General features: G+C 54.6%; 15 protein-coding genes. 3 read left to right on the top strand and 12 right to left on the bottom strand.

Going from position 1 to position 16,080, the window contains the following annotated elements:
* Nucleotides 1–88: 88 nt before the first annotated feature.
* The 3 genes from AAA927_RS05005 to AAA927_RS04995 are packed head-to-tail and all read left to right on the top strand — an operon-like array spanning nucleotide 89 to nucleotide 2,462.
* A complete protein-coding gene (locus AAA927_RS05005; protein WP_338216295.1) occupies nucleotides 89–952 on the top strand; it encodes a VOC family protein in 864 nt (287 codons plus the stop codon).
* A complete protein-coding gene (locus AAA927_RS05000) occupies nucleotides 949–1,548 on the top strand; it encodes an alpha/beta hydrolase (RefSeq protein ID WP_338216293.1) in 600 nt (199 codons plus the stop codon). Before AAA927_RS05005 ends, AAA927_RS05000 begins: the two co-directional genes overlap by 4 nt.
* Nucleotides 1,545–2,462 (top strand): NADP-dependent oxidoreductase, encoded by a 918-nt coding sequence (locus AAA927_RS04995; protein ID WP_338216291.1) that lies wholly within the window; start codon nucleotides 1,545–1,547, stop codon nucleotides 2,460–2,462. The genes AAA927_RS05000 and AAA927_RS04995 overlap by 4 nt, the downstream gene beginning before the upstream one ends.
* A gap of 46 nt (nucleotides 2,463–2,508) precedes the next feature.
* Here AAA927_RS04995 and AAA927_RS04990 read toward each other — a convergent pair whose 3' ends face one another.
* From AAA927_RS04990 to AAA927_RS04935, 12 genes are all read right to left on the bottom strand, one after another.
* Nucleotides 2,509–3,612, bottom strand: coding sequence for an alpha-hydroxy-acid oxidizing protein (locus AAA927_RS04990; protein WP_338216289.1), 1,104 nt, complete (start codon nucleotides 3,610–3,612; stop codon nucleotides 2,509–2,511).
* A gap of 179 nt (nucleotides 3,613–3,791) precedes the next feature.
* Nucleotides 3,792–4,148: a 50S ribosomal protein L20 gene (gene rplT / locus AAA927_RS04985; protein WP_125582343.1), complete on the bottom strand. Its 357-nt coding sequence runs from the start codon at nucleotides 4,146–4,148 to the stop codon at nucleotides 3,792–3,794.
* Nucleotides 4,149–4,205: 57 nt separating this feature from the next.
* Nucleotides 4,206–4,406, bottom strand: coding sequence for a 50S ribosomal protein L35 (rpmI, locus tag AAA927_RS04980; protein WP_125582341.1), 201 nt, complete (start codon nucleotides 4,404–4,406; stop codon nucleotides 4,206–4,208).
* 58 nt (nucleotides 4,407–4,464) lie between these two features.
* Entirely contained in the window at nucleotides 4,465–4,974 is a 510-nt protein-coding gene (gene infC, locus AAA927_RS04975; protein ID WP_125582339.1) for a translation initiation factor IF-3, read from the bottom strand.
* 414 nt (nucleotides 4,975–5,388) lie between these two features.
* The gene (gene thrS, locus AAA927_RS04970) at nucleotides 5,389–7,356 is read right to left on the bottom strand and encodes a threonine--tRNA ligase (RefSeq protein ID WP_338216284.1); all 1,968 of its coding nucleotides are present in this window, start codon (nucleotides 7,354–7,356) and stop codon (nucleotides 5,389–5,391) included.
* Nucleotides 7,357–7,662: 306 nt separating this feature from the next.
* On the bottom strand, nucleotides 7,663–8,583 hold the full coding sequence (gene dnaI / locus AAA927_RS04965) for a primosomal protein DnaI (protein ID WP_338216282.1): 921 nt from the start codon (nucleotides 8,581–8,583) through the stop codon (nucleotides 7,663–7,665).
* On the bottom strand, nucleotides 8,567–9,928 hold the full coding sequence (locus AAA927_RS04960; protein WP_338216279.1) for a DnaD domain protein: 1,362 nt from the start codon (nucleotides 9,926–9,928) through the stop codon (nucleotides 8,567–8,569). Before AAA927_RS04960 ends, dnaI begins: the two co-directional genes overlap by 17 nt.
* Nucleotides 9,929–10,000: 72 nt before the next feature.
* Nucleotides 10,001–10,468, bottom strand: a complete 468-nt coding sequence (gene nrdR, locus AAA927_RS04955; protein ID WP_125582332.1) for a transcriptional regulator NrdR — start codon at nucleotides 10,466–10,468, stop codon at nucleotides 10,001–10,003.
* Nucleotides 10,469–10,522: 54 nt separating this feature from the next.
* Nucleotides 10,523–11,119, bottom strand: a complete 597-nt coding sequence (coaE, locus tag AAA927_RS04950; RefSeq protein WP_338216276.1) for a dephospho-CoA kinase — start codon at nucleotides 11,117–11,119, stop codon at nucleotides 10,523–10,525.
* Nucleotides 11,120–11,122: 3 nt separating this feature from the next.
* A complete protein-coding gene (gene mutM, locus AAA927_RS04945) occupies nucleotides 11,123–11,956 on the bottom strand; it encodes a DNA-formamidopyrimidine glycosylase (protein WP_338216275.1) in 834 nt (277 codons plus the stop codon).
* A gap of 44 nt (nucleotides 11,957–12,000) precedes the next feature.
* The gene (gene polA, locus AAA927_RS04940; protein WP_338216274.1) at nucleotides 12,001–14,634 is read right to left on the bottom strand and encodes a DNA polymerase I; all 2,634 of its coding nucleotides are present in this window, start codon (nucleotides 14,632–14,634) and stop codon (nucleotides 12,001–12,003) included.
* 709 nt (nucleotides 14,635–15,343) lie between these two features.
* A complete protein-coding gene (locus tag AAA927_RS04935; RefSeq protein ID WP_338216272.1) occupies nucleotides 15,344–16,054 on the bottom strand; it encodes a Bax inhibitor-1/YccA family protein in 711 nt (236 codons plus the stop codon).
* Between the last annotated feature and the right edge of the window lie 26 nt (nucleotides 16,055–16,080).

Below are 16,080 nucleotides of genomic sequence, written 5' to 3'. Positions count from 1 at the left end.
GTGCCGCGCTATCATAGAAGTGACGACCTTGGTTTTATGCAAGCGCTGCGATATACTTATTATTAATAAGTAATCAGGAGGCATGGGCATGAGCTATTCTTTACACCACGTTTCACTTTTGACCGGTGATGCGGCAGCGACGGTCGCTTTTTACACCCAGCAGTTGGGGTTGCGGCTGGTCAAGCAAACTGTGAATCAGGAGAACTGGCGTATGCCGCATTTATTCTTCGGGGATGCGCTAGGCACGCCGGGTAGTGTCGTCACTTTCTTTGTTATCGATCATCTCGGGCCGCGCTACGATGGCATCAGTTATATGGACACCCTGGCGTTGGCCATCCCCACAGGCAGCGCCGCTTTTTGGCAGCGCCGGCTGGGGCACTTGACGGTGCAAGATCCGAATGGGGTCACCGTGACGTTAGTGGAAACCCCAGCGCACAGTCAGGCGCCAGTCGAAAATGATATTCCAGCGGCTAATCAAATTAGCGGCCTGGCTGGCAGTGCGCTACGGGTTCCTGACCCGACGGCCACGAGGCAGTTCTTTGCGCAACTGCTGACCATCCCTGCGTTTAGCGGTGATCTGCAGCTAGGTCAAGACACCATCGCGATAACCGCTAGTCAGGCGCAAACCAAACATCGCTTTGGCCGCGGTAGCATCGACCATATTGCCCTAACGGTGCCAGATGCCAACCAGCTCACGCTTTTGGCCGACCGCACCGAAGCGGCCGGCGGCCAAATTGAAAAACGGGCCGACCGCGGCTGGTTCGAAAGCTTATATGTGAAAGAACCGGGCGGCAATCGCATCGAATTCGCTACGACCGCGCCTGGCTTCACTTTGGACGAGCCAGCGGCTACTTTGGGCACCACGCTTGGCTTACCCCCATTTCTGGAACCGCATCGGGCCGAAATTGCGGCTGGTGTGTCGCAACTACCGCTCCAAGTGGTGCCCGCATGAGGTCACATGAGCGGTTTCAGGCTGGGGCCGCGGGCCAGCCGACCTTACTGTTGCTCCATGGCACTGGCGGCACGGAGGAGGACTTGCTGCCAATTGGCCACTTTCTGGCCCCACACAGCAATTTACTCAGTCTCCGCGGTCAAGTCACCGTTCAGGGTCGCACTCAATTTTTCGCCGCGGGCGCTGACGCGGCAGCCATCAAGACCCAGGCCGCCTGGCTCGTTGAAACGGTGCAGGCCCGCTGCCGGCAGTATCAGTTGAAACCGCAAACGGTGATCCCGGTGGGCTATTCCAACGGCGCGGATTTTGCCCTAGCGGCACTAGGCGCGGCATCACCTTTCCCAGCCGCAGTCTTGCTGCATCCAACCACCCCGCTGCCGTTACAGTTGCATCTGGCAGGCAAAGCACTTTGGGCATCGCATGGCACCCATGACGACAAGGTCAATGCGGCCAGCTTTGCTGCTTTAACTGAGCAAATTACCAGCAGCGGCGGTCAGTTGACGACTTTTCACCATGATCAACGCCATAATCTCAACATCACTGAACTGCGCCAGGCTAAGGCGTGGCTCGCTCACTTCATGGAGGTGGCACAATGATTCGTTTTGGATTTAATGCGTATGGTACGCCACAAGTTTTTCAGCCGATTGAGGCTGAAAAGCCACAGCCGAAAGCCGGTCAAGTCCAGCTCAAAGTTTTGGGCTTCGGGCTCAACCCCTACGACGCCTCGCTACGGCGCGGTGAACAGGCGGCTTTTCGCAAGCTGAGTTTTTCCATTGTTCCTGGCACTGATGTCTTAGGCGAGGTCACACAACTCGGCGAAGGCGTCACCGAGTTTGCTGTGGGTGATGTGGTCATTAATTATCGCCCGATTGGCGGTTATAGTGAATACGTCACCGCTAGTGTGGGCAAAGTGATCAAAAAGCCGGCAGTGCTGGATGACGCTGCGGCGGCAGGCTTGGGGCAAGTGGGGATTGCCGCTTATTCTATTCTCCAGCAACTCAACCTAGCCTCTGGGCAAACCCTAGCGGTGCTTGGGGCCAGCGGCGGGGTCGGCGCCTTGGTGGTGCAAATGGCCAAGCACGAAGGCCTGCACGTACTCGCCATTGCTGGCCCGGCCAGTCAACCTTACCTTGAAAGCCTCGGGGCTGATCAAGTCGCCACCTATGACGATGCGCCAACCCTGCCGGCCGCTGATGCGACCGTGAATGCCATCAACGGCGGCGAGGACCACGGATTAGGCGGCGTTCTCACCAAAACCGGTGGCACCTTGCTCACCACCGCCTACCACACGCCCGATGTGCAGGGTAAAGCCCTAAAGCTCATCCAGCTTGGCGATGACCGTCCGGCTAAGGCTGAGGTCGTTCTGCCATACTTGGCGGAACTGGCGTCGAGTACCGAGCTCTCGGTTCAGATTGCCGAACGCTTGCCATTTTCGCTGGCCGGGGTCATACAAGGCCATGAACTGCTGGAAACGCACCATGCCCCAGGCAAACTGGTGGTCTTACGCTAATCAAATGACGCAAAATGCCCTCACAGGAAGTGAGAGCATTTTTTGGTTAATCAGCATATTGATTAGGAATCAGTTGGGTGCGTTTAATCTCATCGACATTATGCGCCCCAGTCAGCTGCATCGCAATCAGCAGCTCATTTTCCAATTCCTCAAACACGGCCTCGACCCCTTGACTACCACCTAGCGCCAAGCCGTAAATCACCGGCCGCCCAATGGCCACGAGATCCGCGCCACTCGCCAAGGCTTTGAACACATGCATCCCGCGACGGACACCAGAGTCGAAGATAATGGGCACGCGTTTGGCCACGGCTTTGGCGACGACTTGCAAAGCATCAAAGGAAGCGACGCCACCATCGAGCTGCCGGCCGCCATGGTTGGAGACCCAAATGCCATCAGCCCCGGCGCGAATCGCAATTTCCGCATCGGCAGCGGTTTGCACGCCTTTGACATACACCGGCAGCCCGGAATATTCCTTAATAAAGGCGATGTCACGCGGTCCTAGCGCCTGCTTGGCAGATTTATAGACGGCATCCATCGTTTGGTCCTGCCCGTCTTGGTAGGGCACAATCGGTAAACCCACCGGGAAGGTAAAGCGATTACGCTTATCCGCTTCGCGATAGCCGCCCACCGTCGCGTCTGCGGTCAATACGATCACCTCGGCCCCATTGGCCTTGGCTGTGTCCAGCATCTGCTTGGTCACGGCATCATCTTTACTCTGATACAGCTGAAACCATTGGGGCTGATCACCGCGCTCGGCCGCTTGCGCTTCATAAGTCTCACTAGCAAACGAACTGATGGTAAAAATCGTCCCATGCTTAGCCACCCCGCGGGCCGTAGCCACTTCTCCTTGCGTATTGGCCAGCTTGTGAGCGGCCACTGGCGCCATGATGATGGGACTGGTCAGCCGGTGGCCCATGAAGTCGGCGTGCATATCTGCGGGAAATGCAATTTCCTGCAAGACTCTTGGTGCCACCAACTGATGATTAAACGCCTTGATGTTTTCTTTGATGGTATAAAGGTCTTGCGCCCCGCTGGATATGTAACCATAAGCCCCCTGAGGAATCACCTTGGCCGCTGCTGCTTCCAAGTCAAACACATTGATGACATCGATGGGTGCTTCGGCACTGCTGGTAACAAATGGTGTTGGCATAATTTCCACCCCGTATCTGATTATTTGGTTTTGGACGATTAGTTTGCTCACAATCGTTCTTACTGCTAGTTTATCAGGTTACGAAAGCGTTTTCTAGACTTTAAGGGAAAAAACTCCAGCGAATGATCATTGATAGAATCAAAAACGCCGCCTACGACGAGGCGACGTTTGGGTTTGGCTTAGGCCAAAGCCTTCTTAGCGGTTTCTGCCAAGGCAGCAAAACTGTCTGGATCAGCAATCGCGATGTCCGCAAGCATCTTGCGGTTCATGTCGATGTTAGCGACCTTCAAGCCGTGCATCAACTTGCTGTAGGAAAGACCGTTGATCCGCGCAGCGGCGTTGATCCGGGCAATCCACAGGGAGCGGAAGTTACGCTTGGTAGCGCGACGATCGCGGAAAGCGTAACGATAGGAAACCATGACCTGGGCATTAGCTGCCTTGAACAACAGGTGCTTGGCGCCGCGGTAACCCTTAGCGAGCTTTAAAACCTTTTTACGACGTTTGCGTGTTACTGTTCCACCTTTTACACGTGGCATTTGAAATTCCTCCTCAAATCATTAAGCGAACTCGAAAGCGTGAAATTAGTCACGCAATTACTTCATCTGACTCATCATCTGGCGGATCCGCTTCATATCTGAGTGGGATACCAAACCTGACTTGCGCAGCTGACGACGCTGCTTCTTGGTCTTACCGTGGAAACGGTGGCTCGTGTATGCGTGGCCCCGCTTCAAAGCACCACTGGCGGTGCGCTTGAAACGCTTGGCTGATGCACGGTGTGTCTTGAATTTTGGCATGACTATTTTCCTCCTAATACTTATGTTCACCCAGTCGCAATGCGATCAGGTCGGTCGCCTACTTTTTGTTCGGATCGACCTTTGGTGCGAGCATCATGAACATGCTACGACCGTCCATCTTCGGACGGGCTTCAACATTAGCCAGGTCGCTAACGGCCTTGGCCATTTGTTCGAGGACCTTTTGCCCCAAGTCCTTATGGGTGATTGCACGGCCCCGGAACCGAACCGAGACCTTGACTTTGTCACCCTTCTCAAGGAACTTCGATGCGTTCTTAAGCCGAGTGTTGAAATCTGCTTCGCCGATCGTTGGGCTCAGGCGGATTTCCTTGATGCTGATGGTTTTTTGCTTCTTGCGTGCTTCGCGCTGCTTCTTTTGAAGCTCAAACCGAAACTTCCCGTAATCCATAATGCGGGCAACTGGCGGCTTAGCAGTTGGTGAAACTAGGACTAAATCCAAGTTTGCGCTTGATGCAAGTTCCATGGCGTCGCGCGTACTCTTGACGCCGAGCTGTTCACCGGTTTGAGAGATCAAACGCACTTCGCGGGCGCGAATCCCATCATTGACCATCACTTCTCGTGCTATGGCAGTTCACCTCCGAATTAATTTCGAGAAAAAGAGAATGCGGCGGAGCTCAGAAAGCCCCGCCGCATCGTTAAATACCGATCATATCAACCTAGAGGCCAGTGGCTTGGGTGAGAAGCGGGAACTTCTGCTTTTTCTCAACTCTCTCAGTATACGCACTCATAACCCTGCTGTCAAACGTTTTCTAGGCTATGAGCTTGATCAGAACTGCCGGGTAGGTCAGCTTCCGCAGCAAAGGGCTGGAACGTGGTATGACCGCTCGAGTTGTTTGCCACCTCTGCGGCTTCACCTTTTATTGAAGAAACAGTAATGTTAACTATACCTGCTGTCTGGCCTACTGTTAGCCAGTGGGTGGCGGTGCCGGGTGGAGTTTGGGGCCACCACTCGTGTCAGTGTGAATTACAGGTTCTTACCAGCACCGCGCTTTTGTTTGCCATCACGGCTGTAGTTCTTGATTTCAGCCTTAACTGAATCCACGAACATGTTGGCTGGCATTTCCTCGGCGTCGCTTTCACCATAGCGCCGCACCGATACGGCAGCTGAGTTGACTTCTTTTTCGCCGACCACAACGGTGTAAGGAATCTTCTGGGTCTGCGCTTCGCGGATCTTGTAGCCCATCTTTTCGTTGCGGGCATCCAGCTCGACGCGCAGGCCGGCTTTGCGCATTTCGGTTTCGATCAACTTGGCATAGTCGAGGTGTTCATCCAAGGAAACTGGGATGATTTCAACTTGCTTCGGAGCCAACCAGGTTGGGAAGGCGCCTTTGTAGATTTCCGTCAGGTAAGCGATGAAGCGTTCCATAGTCCCGACAATCCCACGGTGAATCATGACTGGCCGGTGTTCCTGGCCATCTTTACCGACATAGGTCAAATCGAAGCGTTCTGGCAGCATGAAGTCCAGTTGGATGGTGGACATAGTTTCTTCGTTGCCCAGCGCCGTCTTGGTTTGAATGTCCAACTTTGGCCCGTAAAAGGCGGCTTCGCCTTCTGCTTCGTAGTAATCCAGGCCCAAATCATCCATCGCGCCTTTCAGCATGCTTTGGCTGCGGGTCCACATTTCATCGTCATCGAAGTACTTTTCCGTGTTCTTCGGGTCGCGGTAGGACAAGCGGAAGGTGTAATCGGAGATGTTGAAGTCTTCGTAGACATCCATGATCAGCCGCAGAATCTTCTTGAATTCATCCTGCACTTGGTCCAGCGCCACGAAGGTGTGACCATCGTTCAAGGTCATTTCCCGCACGCGCTGCAAGCCAGATAAAGCGCCGGACTTTTCATAGCGGTGCATCATCCCCAGTTCGGCAATGCGCAGTGGCAGTTCGCGGTAGGAACGGATGTGGTGGTTGTAAATCTGAATGTGGCTTGGGCAGTTCATCGGCCGCAGTTCCAGCATTTCCCCATCGCCCATGTCCATTGGTGGAAACATGTCTTCGCGGTAGTGAGCCCAGTGGCCAGAAGTCTTGTACAGATCCAAGTTAGCCAGCACTGGTGTATAAACATGTTCATAGCCATCGGCCAGTTCCTTGTCGATGATGTAGCGTTCAATCACGCGACGGATGGTGGCCCCATTTGGCATCCAGTATGGCAAGCCAGAGCCGGCCTTAGGATCAACGAAGAACAGGTCCAAATCACGGCCAATGGCGCGGTGATCGCGGTCACGGGCTTCTTGGCGCTGCTTAGCGTCGGCTTCCAGGTCGGCTTCTTTGAAGTAGGCTGTGGCATAAATCCGCTGTAGCATTGGGTTGGAAGACTTACCCTGCCAGTAGGCGCCAGCGACAGACAGTAGGGTGAAGTGCTTCAAGTCTTTGAGACTTGGCAGCACCACTGCTTCTTCAAAATCGAAGAAATCGCCTAATTGATAGCCGTTGATGGTATCACCAGCCGCGGCATCGATCAATTCCAGCTTGTAAGGTTCATCAGCAAAAGCCTTTTTGGCATCGGCCTTACTCATGCTAACGGCTTCGATTGGCGCGTTAGCCTTCACCAACGCATTAATTTTGTCACTGATGGCAGGCAGTTGGTCCACCGTCAACTGGCCTTCCTGACGGTCGGTATCGTAGAAGAACCCATCGTCAGTCGCTTCGCCTTGGCCCAGCTTAACTTCTGGGTGCAACGCTTTGATCGCAGCAGCCAGCGCAAAGGCGCCAGTTTGCCGCAGCACGTTCAAGCCGTCTGCACTGTCTTTGGTGATAATTTCCAGCGCACCATCTTCGTTAATAGGTTGGTTCAAAGCAATCAGTTGCGCGTTGAACTTGCCGGCAACGGCCTTTTTGGCCAAGCTGTTGGCAATCGCCTTAGCGACGCCTTCAGTGGTGATGCCAGCGTCGAATTCTTTGACGCTGTTGTCTGGTAAGGTAATTTTGATTGACATAGGTATTGCTCCTTTTCTGACGAAGGCAAAAGAAAAATCGCCTCGAGTGTCATTTCTGACACTCGGGACGATTAATATCGCGGTTCCACCCGACTTGAAAGCACTGCTTTCCTCTCAATGCTCGTAACCTGAGCTTGGGGCCATTGCTGGCAATCTCGGAAAGAGGTGCGGATCAGGTCTTGTCTCGGTTTACAGCCACGCCCGAGGCTCTCTGGTGAAACATGGTCCTTAAAGCTTTCGTCTTTGATACCTAGATTAAACCACAGCGCAAACACGTGTGCAAGCTTCATGGGCAAAAAGTTAATCTCAGCCGTTACGCCGATCCACCCCAGCCACCGGAATTTCTTTGGCCAAAAAGCGAATGCGCTCCATGATTCGCTGCGCTTTGAGCGCCTCATTGTTGCCAACATCTGCCCCGGCCAAAAAGTCGGCCAGCTCAGCCATGGTTTTGTTTGAGGTAAACAAGGTCGGCAACTCTTCCTGCATCCGGTACTGCAAAATGACCCCTAACACTTCATCGCGGACCCAAGGACTCAAGGCTTCGGCGCCAATATCGTCAATCATCAGCACTGGCGCGGTTTTCAACGTGTTGATTTTCGGCAGCACCTGATTGCTGGCAATGGCCGCTTTCATCTCGACGGCAAAAGTCGGAAAATGCACCAAAGTTGAAGCAATGCCGGCCGCGGCCAAATCGTTGGCAATCGCACCAAGCAGGTAGGTCTTCCCCACGCCAAACGGCCCGGTGAGGTACAGGCCTTGATGAAACTCGTGCGGCGCTTTCGCCAACGCCAAAGTGAAGCCAGTCGCGGCAGCCAGGGCGGTCATGCGCTCCGTGGGATCATAACCTTGGAGGCTGGCCTGCTTGATCGCTTTTGGCATGTTCAACGCCGTCACCAAATTCGCTTGCGCCTGACGCGCATCTGCCGCTAGCTTTTCCGGGGTGGCATCATACGTGATGTCAATCAAGCCATTGGAGGCAATCAGCCGCGGTGCATAACCCGAGGCAATCAGCGGAGCGCCGGCTTGCAGCCGGTCCCGCGCCGTCACAAACTCATAGATTTTGGCGGCACCACGTGTCACCGCGTCAGGTGCCAGTGCCGCTTGATTGGCGGATAAAAAGGCCTGAACCTCGGGATCAGCCACAGCGGTTTTCACCATGTCACGATAAGCAGCGGTCATGGCCCGGGGATCCATGACTTTTTTCAGTTCCTCATTCATTGGTTCCATGGCTTTGCTCCTTTCGCAATGCCTCGAGTTCCGCTAGCTGCGCGGCTAATTCCTGCTTGGTCGCCGCACTGACCGTTTCTTTGGTCGGCTGGTAGTCCTTTTTCATCCAGTCCGGCGTCGCTTCTTGACGACTAGGCCGCCCGCCGCGCGGTTTCGGCTTGCGCTGTTTGGCCTGATAGTCATCAATCGCCTTGAGTGCCGCTTCCGGGCTGGTAACATTCTCACCGAGCCAGCGGTTAGCGATGTTGTCAATCAAGGCTTGGGTGACACTGTCGTAATTTTGCAGGATATAGGACACCAAGATATTGACGGTGGCATTGTCAAACACCTGGCGGCTGGCGAGCTGGGACACCGCTCTGGTTTCCGAACTGGCCACAAAGAGATTGGGATTCTTCGCATGCTTGGCTTGCTCCAAGAATTCCCTTGGCGGCGTGCTTTTGGCCTGCTGCAGCAGGGTTTGCTGCTGTGTGGTCAGCTTGATGCTGCCAGCTGTCTGCGGGGCTGCGGCCGGAGCGGCCGTTTTGGCGGTTAAATGCGGCCGCTGCTTGGCATAGGTCTGCTCGATGATTTGCTTTAAGCGCGGCATCGCTAGCTGACCGGATACCGGACTCGTCGCTTGCATGATGTGGCGGGCCAAGACCGGCGGTGTCAGGCCATAGAACGTGGCTAGCTGCGCCAAGGCACTGCGATTTTTCGCCACCTGCCCCGCCGCCAAATCAGAGCGGCTAAGCAATTGATCAAGCAGCGCCCAGTCATACCCAGCGCCGTCGCTCAACGTCACCTCTGGCAGGGGCTTTTGCGCCACAGCCTGCTGACTGGCAACGACCGGCGCCGGCAAGGCCACTGACGTCAGTTGGAAGACATCCAGCAGCTGCGCCGATACGTCTTGCCAAGCGGCCGCCTTCACCGTGTGAATCGTGTAACGTTGGACCAACGTGTCATACCGGGTTTCCCCGACGCGATCGTACAACAGCAAACTTAAGGTGTCATCTTGGAAAAAGGCATTTGCCGCCACCGGCCGGTAGAGCTCATAGGCCCAGTAGCGGCCATTTTGATCAACCGCGGTGTAGGTTTTCATCAGCCCCATGGCTTCCAAGTGAATACGCGCGTCATACAGCGTATCCAAATCAACCCCCAGCAAATCCATCAAGGCCGTTTGCTTTTTGCGGTCAGAGCGCAGCGGTTTGGCATGCGAGGTTTGCCACAAACTCAAATAAAGGGCCAGGGCTACCGGCCCAATCAATGGTTGGTAGAGATTCACCACCACGTCTTGATCATGGTCACTAAAATAAGTGGCTTGCACCACAATATAATCATCTTGCGCCATGTAATTTTGCGGTCGCATGAAGCAGCCCCCATTTCCAAGCGATAAGTTAATAACGGCAAAACAAGGAGTCGGCCGCGGCCCACTCCTTGCTTAGTGACTGTCTTTTTCGCGTTTCATCATGTCTTGGAGTTCATCCATGAACACGGACATGTCCTTAAACTGGCGATAGACACTGGCGAAGCGAATGTAGGCCACATCATCGACGTCGGCAAGTTGTTTCATGACGTATTCGCCGATTTGCTGACTGGAGACTTCATTTTCACCAATCGCCCGCAGCTTATTTTCGACGTTTTCGACGATGCCTTGCATCTGCTCCATCGTCACTGGCCGCTTTTCGGCGGCGCGAATTAGGCCCTTGAGAATCTTCTCACGGCTGAATTCCTCGCGGGTGCCATTTTTCTTAATGACCAAAAGTGGGGTTTGTTCAACCCGTTCGAATGTGGTGAAGCGGAAACCGCAATTTTCGCATTCACGGCGGCGCCGAATCGCGCGGCCGCCATCGGTTGGCCGCGAATCGACCACTCGGGAACTATTATGATGGCAATGTGGGCACAGCAATGAGACACCCTCTTATAAATTGATACTCTATTATACCACGACCGCCAAGCACGTTCACCTAGCCAATTGCGCTAGGACCGCTGTCACTTGCCGCTCACGGCCAGCCGCACCGAGGCTATTGTCAATGACAAAATCGGCCCGGGCCTCTTTCTCGGCCAGCGGCATCTGGGCGGCGATTCGCTGCTTGGCTTCAACCTCAGCCAAGCCATCTCTGGCCATTAGGCGTTTGAGCTGTAAGTCAGCCGGCAAGCTCACCACCGCGACCCCATCAAAACTCGATTCATACTGCGTTTCATAAAGCAGTGGAATTTCCCCCACCACCACCGCGGCGCCAGTGGCTTTGGCCGCCGCCAAAGCCTGATTAATGGCCGCCCGCAAAAATGGCTTGTCGATGCGGTTGAGCTGAGCCAGTTTGGTCGGATCCGCGAAGACAATCGCTCCCAGCGCTTTACGATCTAGGGTCCCATCAGGCTTTATCACGGTCGGGCCAAAGGCTTCGGTAATCGCCGCCAGCGCCGGCTGGCCGGGCTGCACAATTTGTCGGGCAATCACATCGGCGTCCACAATGGGACACCCCGCCGCGCGAAACACTGCTGCCACGGTACTTTTACCGGTGGCAATGCCGCCGGTTAAACCCAGTAAGTATGTCATTGCCTAGCCTCGCTTTGGCTGGCAGTGCGGGCAATAATGCGTGCCGCGCTGGCCGACTTTAATTTTGAGGATGGTAGTGCCGCAACGATCACAAGGCGTCCCTTCCCGGTCGTAAACATGCAGCTGATCCTGCATCGCCCCGCGGTGGCCATCAGCATCCACGAACGAATGGACACTGGTGCCGCCAAGGGTAATCGCTTTTTGCAGTTCAGCGATAATGGCATCATGCAGTGCCTTAACCGCCCTAGCTGATAACGTGTTGGCCGGTTGCTCCGGGTTGATGCGTGCCAGCCACAGCGTCTCGTCGGCGTAGATATTGCCAACCCCAGCCACCACGGTTTGATCGAGGATCACCGACTTGATTGGCGCCTTGCGTTTGGCCAGCGCCGCTTCGAATGCCTTGAGCCCAAAAGTGGTGGCCGTGGGTTCTGGCCCCATTTTGGCCAGCCCGGCCACGGCCTTGGTTTCCTCGCCAGTGGTCACTAGCTGCATGCGGCCGAACTTGCGCATATCGAGGTAGCGTAGCTGACTGCCGTCGGTGAAGGTGAACCACACATGCAGAAACCGGGGCTTCGGCGTCTCGACGGAGGGCGCGAGCTGATATTTACCTTCCATGCGGAGGTGCGACACAATGGTCAGCGCTCCAAAGCGAATCAGCAGATACTTGCCGCGCCGGTCAATGCCGGTCACAGTGGCGCCGGCCAAGGCGGTTTGAAACAGATCCAGCCCGCCAACCAGGATTTTCTCCCAATCGGTTCCGACTTGCGCTACCGTTTTGCCGACAATCAGCTTTGTCAAGCCAAGCCGCACATTTTCAACTTCTGGTAATTCTGGCATTGCGTCCCTCTTCCCGTCTGGACCGGGGCCCAGACTCAGCACTTTTACTTGGCATCAAACCAGGTTTTGCCCCAGTGGCTTTCGACCTTAAGCGGCACCGCCAGTTTAACGGCGGAGTCCATCACTTTGGGCACCAACGCTGCCAGCTGGGCCATTTCCGCTTCCGGGCCTTCGAAGATCAATTCGTCATGCACCTGAAGCAGCATGCGCGACTGGAGGTGGTGCTCATCCAGCATGGCCTGCATCCGAATCATGGCCACCTTGATGATATCTGCGGCGCTGCCTTGAATCGGCGTGTTCATCGCGGTCCGTTCCGCAAAGCTGCGCAGATTGAAGTTGCGCGAATGAATATCGTTCAGATAACGGCGGCGGTGGAATAAGGTTTCAACATAGCCCTGTTCGCGGGCCACCTTCACCATCTCGTCCATGTAGTCATGCACCTGCGGATATTGTTCGAAGTAGCCATCGATAAAGGCCTTCGCCTGTTTGCGCGTGATGCCGATGTTCTTGGCCAGCCCAAAATCGGAAATCCCATACACAATCCCGAAGTTGGTGGCTTTGGCCTGGCGCCGCATATCTGGCGTCACTTCGTCAGGAGAATCCAAATGGAAAATCCGCATGGCCGTGTTGGCATGAATGTCACGGTCTTCCTTGAAGGCCTCTTGCATGTTCTTGTCGCCGGAAATGTGGGCCAAAACCCGCAATTCGATTTGAGAATAATCACTGGAGAAAATCTGCCAGCCTTGATGGGCGGGCACAAACGCGCGCCGCACTTGCTTGCCTTCATCGCGCGCCGGAATGTTTTGCATATTCGGATCCACTGAAGACAGACGGCCAGTTTGGGTCAGGGTCTGCAGGTAGCGGGTATGGATTTTATGATCCGGGTGGACCGCTTTGAGCAGCCCCGCCACGTAAGTCGACTGCAGCTTCGCGACCGTGCGGTAATCCAAGATATCTTGAACAATCGGGCTAGCGGAGCGCAACTGTTCCAGAACATCGACGGAGGTGGAATAACCGGTTTTGGTTTTTTTGATTACCGGCAGTTGCAGCTTCTCAAAGAGTACCTCACCAAGCTGCTTAGGCGAGTTCAAGTTGAATTTCAGTCCGGCTTCGGCGTAGATTTTTTCCTCGAGCACATGCATGGTGCTGGTCCATTGGTCGCCAAGCCCTTGCAACGTCTTGCTGTCCAGCACGATCCCGGTGATTTCCATGCGCGCTAGTACTTTGGCCAAAGGCAGCTCCATATCGGTGAACAAGCTCAATTGATCTTGAGTCTTCAACTCCTCAAGTAACTTAGGCCGCAGCGTCAGTAGGGCTTGGGCTTTACGGGCAAAATGGCCAAACAAGGTCTCATCGTCTGGCACCTTGCGCTTGGCCCCTTTGCCATAGACTGCCTCATCGAAAGGCAAGTTGTAATCATGGTCTTGCGCAATTTGACCGAAGTCATTGCTGTTCTGATCCGGGTTAAGCAGATACGAAGCCAGCAGTAAGTCAAAATCAATCTGGGGCAAGTTCACGCCCAGCCGCTCTGCGGCCACCAGGTTGCGCTTCGCATCAAACACCGTCAGCTGATGATCAGCCAGCCATTTTTGCATTGCTGGCAGGGTCAACAGGGTGACATCAGTGCTGACAAAGGTTTCTTCGGCTGTGCCAATGAAAAAGCCAATTTGCTCGGCGGTGTGATAATTGTCTTCCAGCATCTCAAGTTCAAATGCCACCGGGTCAGTCGTTGTTGGCAGCTCAGCCAAATTGGCATCCGTGAGTACCACAAAATGCACCGGCGCCTGCTTTTCCGCGGTGGCTGCTGGCAGGTGCGCCAAGGCCTGGCGCATCTCCAGCTTGGTATAGAGTTCACGCAAAGCATCAAGGTCTGGGCCGGTGTACGCCAAATCATCCAACCCAATCGTGAGCGGCGCCGCCTGATCAATTGTGGCCAGCGTCTTACTCATCTCGGCATTGGCCTGGTCGTTGACCAGGTTTTCTTTCATCTTGCTGGGTTTGAGCTCATCGATGTTGGCGTACAGGTTCTCAATCGAGCCAAATTGATGCAGTAACTTCAGCGCGGTTTTCTCGCCGACTTTGGTGACCCCAGGATAATTGTCCGAGGTGTCCCCCATCAGCCCTTTCAAATCGATGATCTGCTTCGGCTCCAGCTCAAATTTTTCGGCGACATGCGCTGGCGTGTAGGCTTCAAGGTCGCCGACCCCTTTTTTGGTCACCTGCACGGTCGTTGACGGCGTGGCCAGTTGGGTTAAGTCGCGATCGCCAGTGACGATATCCGTATGCCAGCCGCGCGCGTCGGCCGCCTTAGCCAGCGTGCCAATCACATCATCAGCTTCATAGTCCTGCAGTGCGTAATGCTTGATGCCATGGTCGTCGAGCAGCTCGTGAATATAAGGCAGTTGTTCCAGAAATTCACTTGGTGCCGCATCACGCTGGGCCTTGTAATCGCTGAACATCTTGGTGCGGAACGTGCCCCCGCTTTTATCAAATGCCACCAGCATGTGGTCCGGCTTAAATTGATCCACTACGTTATCCAGCATGCTGTTGAATGTCATGATGGCATTCGTATGTAACCCATCTTTGGTGGTGAAGCGATCCATCTGGGTGTACATCGCATAAAAAGCACGAAACGCCAGCGAACTCCCATCAATCAACAGTAATTTGTCTTGTGCCATGGTCAGCCTCCTAAATTGGCTCTTCTGACACAAGTATAACAAACTTCAGGCAGCGAAGCCGAGCGCTTTTAGGGGGACGGCTAGCCTAGCTTGAGGCATTACCGCCGCTTTTGGGCGGTGAAGCTTTGGGCGTAGCTAGACGCTTCCCCGTTGCTCGGCGGAGTGCACCTTCAGGCAGGCAGCGGAGCGGGACCGAACTTAGCTGGATGGATAGCCTAGCTCAAAGCATTACCGCCGCTTTTTGGCGGTGAGGCTTTGGGCGTAGCTATCCACTCCAGCGTTGGTCCCGCGGAGCGCAACTTTAGGTAGGGTGCGGAGCGGGACCGAACTTAGCTGGATGGATAGCCTAGCTCAAAGCATTACCGCCGCTTTTTGGCGGTGAGGCTTTGGGCGTAGCTATCCACTCCAGCGTTGGTCCCGCGGAGCGCAACTTTAGGTAGGCTGCGGAGTGAGACCGCACTTAGCCGGTCAGGTAGCCTAGCTCCGAGCATTGAAGCCCGATCTGGCTTTGAGGCTCTGAGCGTAGCTAGCTGTGCCGGCTTTGGCCTCACGGAGCGCAACTTCACGCAGGCTACGGCGCGCAACTAGAAGCCGCGGAGTTCGGCGGGTTTAGCCTACCGAGTAGCCTGCCTAACAGAACGGGTCAAAACCTCAAACCGCTGGAATCAAAAACCTGGCCCCCTAATAGAGGGAGCCAGGTAAGCGTGATTTAGTCGCGGCTGGAGCTGCCACCGAACAAGCGCAGCACCACCAGGAAGATGTTCAGGAAGTCGAGGTACAAAGCCAAGGCTCCTTGAATCGCCAGCGTATTGGTATTCACCACATAGCCGCCTTCTTGGTTGGCAGACATGTAGATCGTCTTGAGTTTTTGCGTATCAAACGCCGTTAAGACAATGAAGATGACCAAAATTGCGTAGCTCAGAATCAGCTGTAAGCCTGACGACTGCATGAAGAAGTTAATCACTGACAGCAAGATGACGCCGATCAAAGCCGAGGTGGCAATGACGCCAGCACGACTCAAATCTTGCTTCGTAATGCGGCCTACCACCGACATGGTGAGGAAAATTACCGCGGTGGTCAAAAATGAAATTGCCACGATTGAACTTTGATACTGAATCAAAATCACAGTAAAGGTCGTCCCGTAGCAGGCGGAAATGAGATAAAACATCAGCCCGGCATAACCGGCATTAGCCTGCGCCCGGCGGCTATTGACCCCCATGGACAAGAAAAACGGCAGAAATAGCAAGATGTAAAACATAAAGGTGTGGTTCGCCACAAAGTTGGCATATTGGTTATAAAAAACAGTGCCGAGCAAGTAAGAAATCGCAGCGGTCAGCAGCAAACCGGAGCCCATCACACTGTATACTCGATTGAAGAACCCGGCCAGGCTAGTGTCATTCACGACGCGTCGTTCTTGCATGAGATCATTCCTTTCATGAATCTTTG

This window comes from Lacticaseibacillus salsurivasis (assembly GCF_036246225.1).
Classification (GTDB): domain Bacteria; phylum Bacillota; class Bacilli; order Lactobacillales; family Lactobacillaceae; genus Lacticaseibacillus; species Lacticaseibacillus salsurivasis.
Note: the sequence above shows the minus strand (reverse complement) of the source record. Positions and strands in the feature narration are given on the sequence as shown.

Coding starts and splice junctions, on each gene's coding strand:
- AAA927_RS05005 (WP_338216295.1), top strand. CDS start 89: ATGAGCTATTCTTTACACCACGTTTCACTTTTGACCGGTGATGCGGCA.
- AAA927_RS05000 (WP_338216293.1), top strand. CDS start 949: ATGAGGTCACATGAGCGGTTTCAGGCTGGGGCCGCGGGCCAGCCGACC.
- AAA927_RS04995 (WP_338216291.1), top strand. CDS start 1,545: ATGATTCGTTTTGGATTTAATGCGTATGGTACGCCACAAGTTTTTCAG.
- AAA927_RS04990 (WP_338216289.1), bottom strand. CDS start 3,612: ATGCCAACACCATTTGTTACCAGCAGTGCCGAAGCACCCATCGATGTC.
- rplT (WP_125582343.1), bottom strand. CDS start 4,148: ATGCCACGTGTAAAAGGTGGAACAGTAACACGCAAACGTCGTAAAAAG.
- rpmI (WP_125582341.1), bottom strand. CDS start 4,406: ATGCCAAAATTCAAGACACACCGTGCATCAGCCAAGCGTTTCAAGCGC.
- infC (WP_125582339.1), bottom strand. CDS start 4,974: ATGGTCAATGATGGGATTCGCGCCCGCGAAGTGCGTTTGATCTCTCAA.
- thrS (WP_338216284.1), bottom strand. CDS start 7,356: ATGTCAATCAAAATTACCTTACCAGACAACAGCGTCAAAGAATTCGAC.
- dnaI (WP_338216282.1), bottom strand. CDS start 8,583: ATGGAACCAATGAATGAGGAACTGAAAAAAGTCATGGATCCCCGGGCC.
- AAA927_RS04960 (WP_338216279.1), bottom strand. CDS start 9,928: ATGCGACCGCAAAATTACATGGCGCAAGATGATTATATTGTGGTGCAA.
- coaE (WP_338216276.1), bottom strand. CDS start 11,119: ATGACATACTTACTGGGTTTAACCGGCGGCATTGCCACCGGTAAAAGT.
- mutM (WP_338216275.1), bottom strand. CDS start 11,956: ATGCCAGAATTACCAGAAGTTGAAAATGTGCGGCTTGGCTTGACAAAG.
- polA (WP_338216274.1), bottom strand. CDS start 14,634: ATGGCACAAGACAAATTACTGTTGATTGATGGGAGTTCGCTGGCGTTT.
- AAA927_RS04935 (WP_338216272.1), bottom strand. CDS start 16,054: ATGCAAGAACGACGCGTCGTGAATGACACTAGCCTGGCCGGGTTCTTC.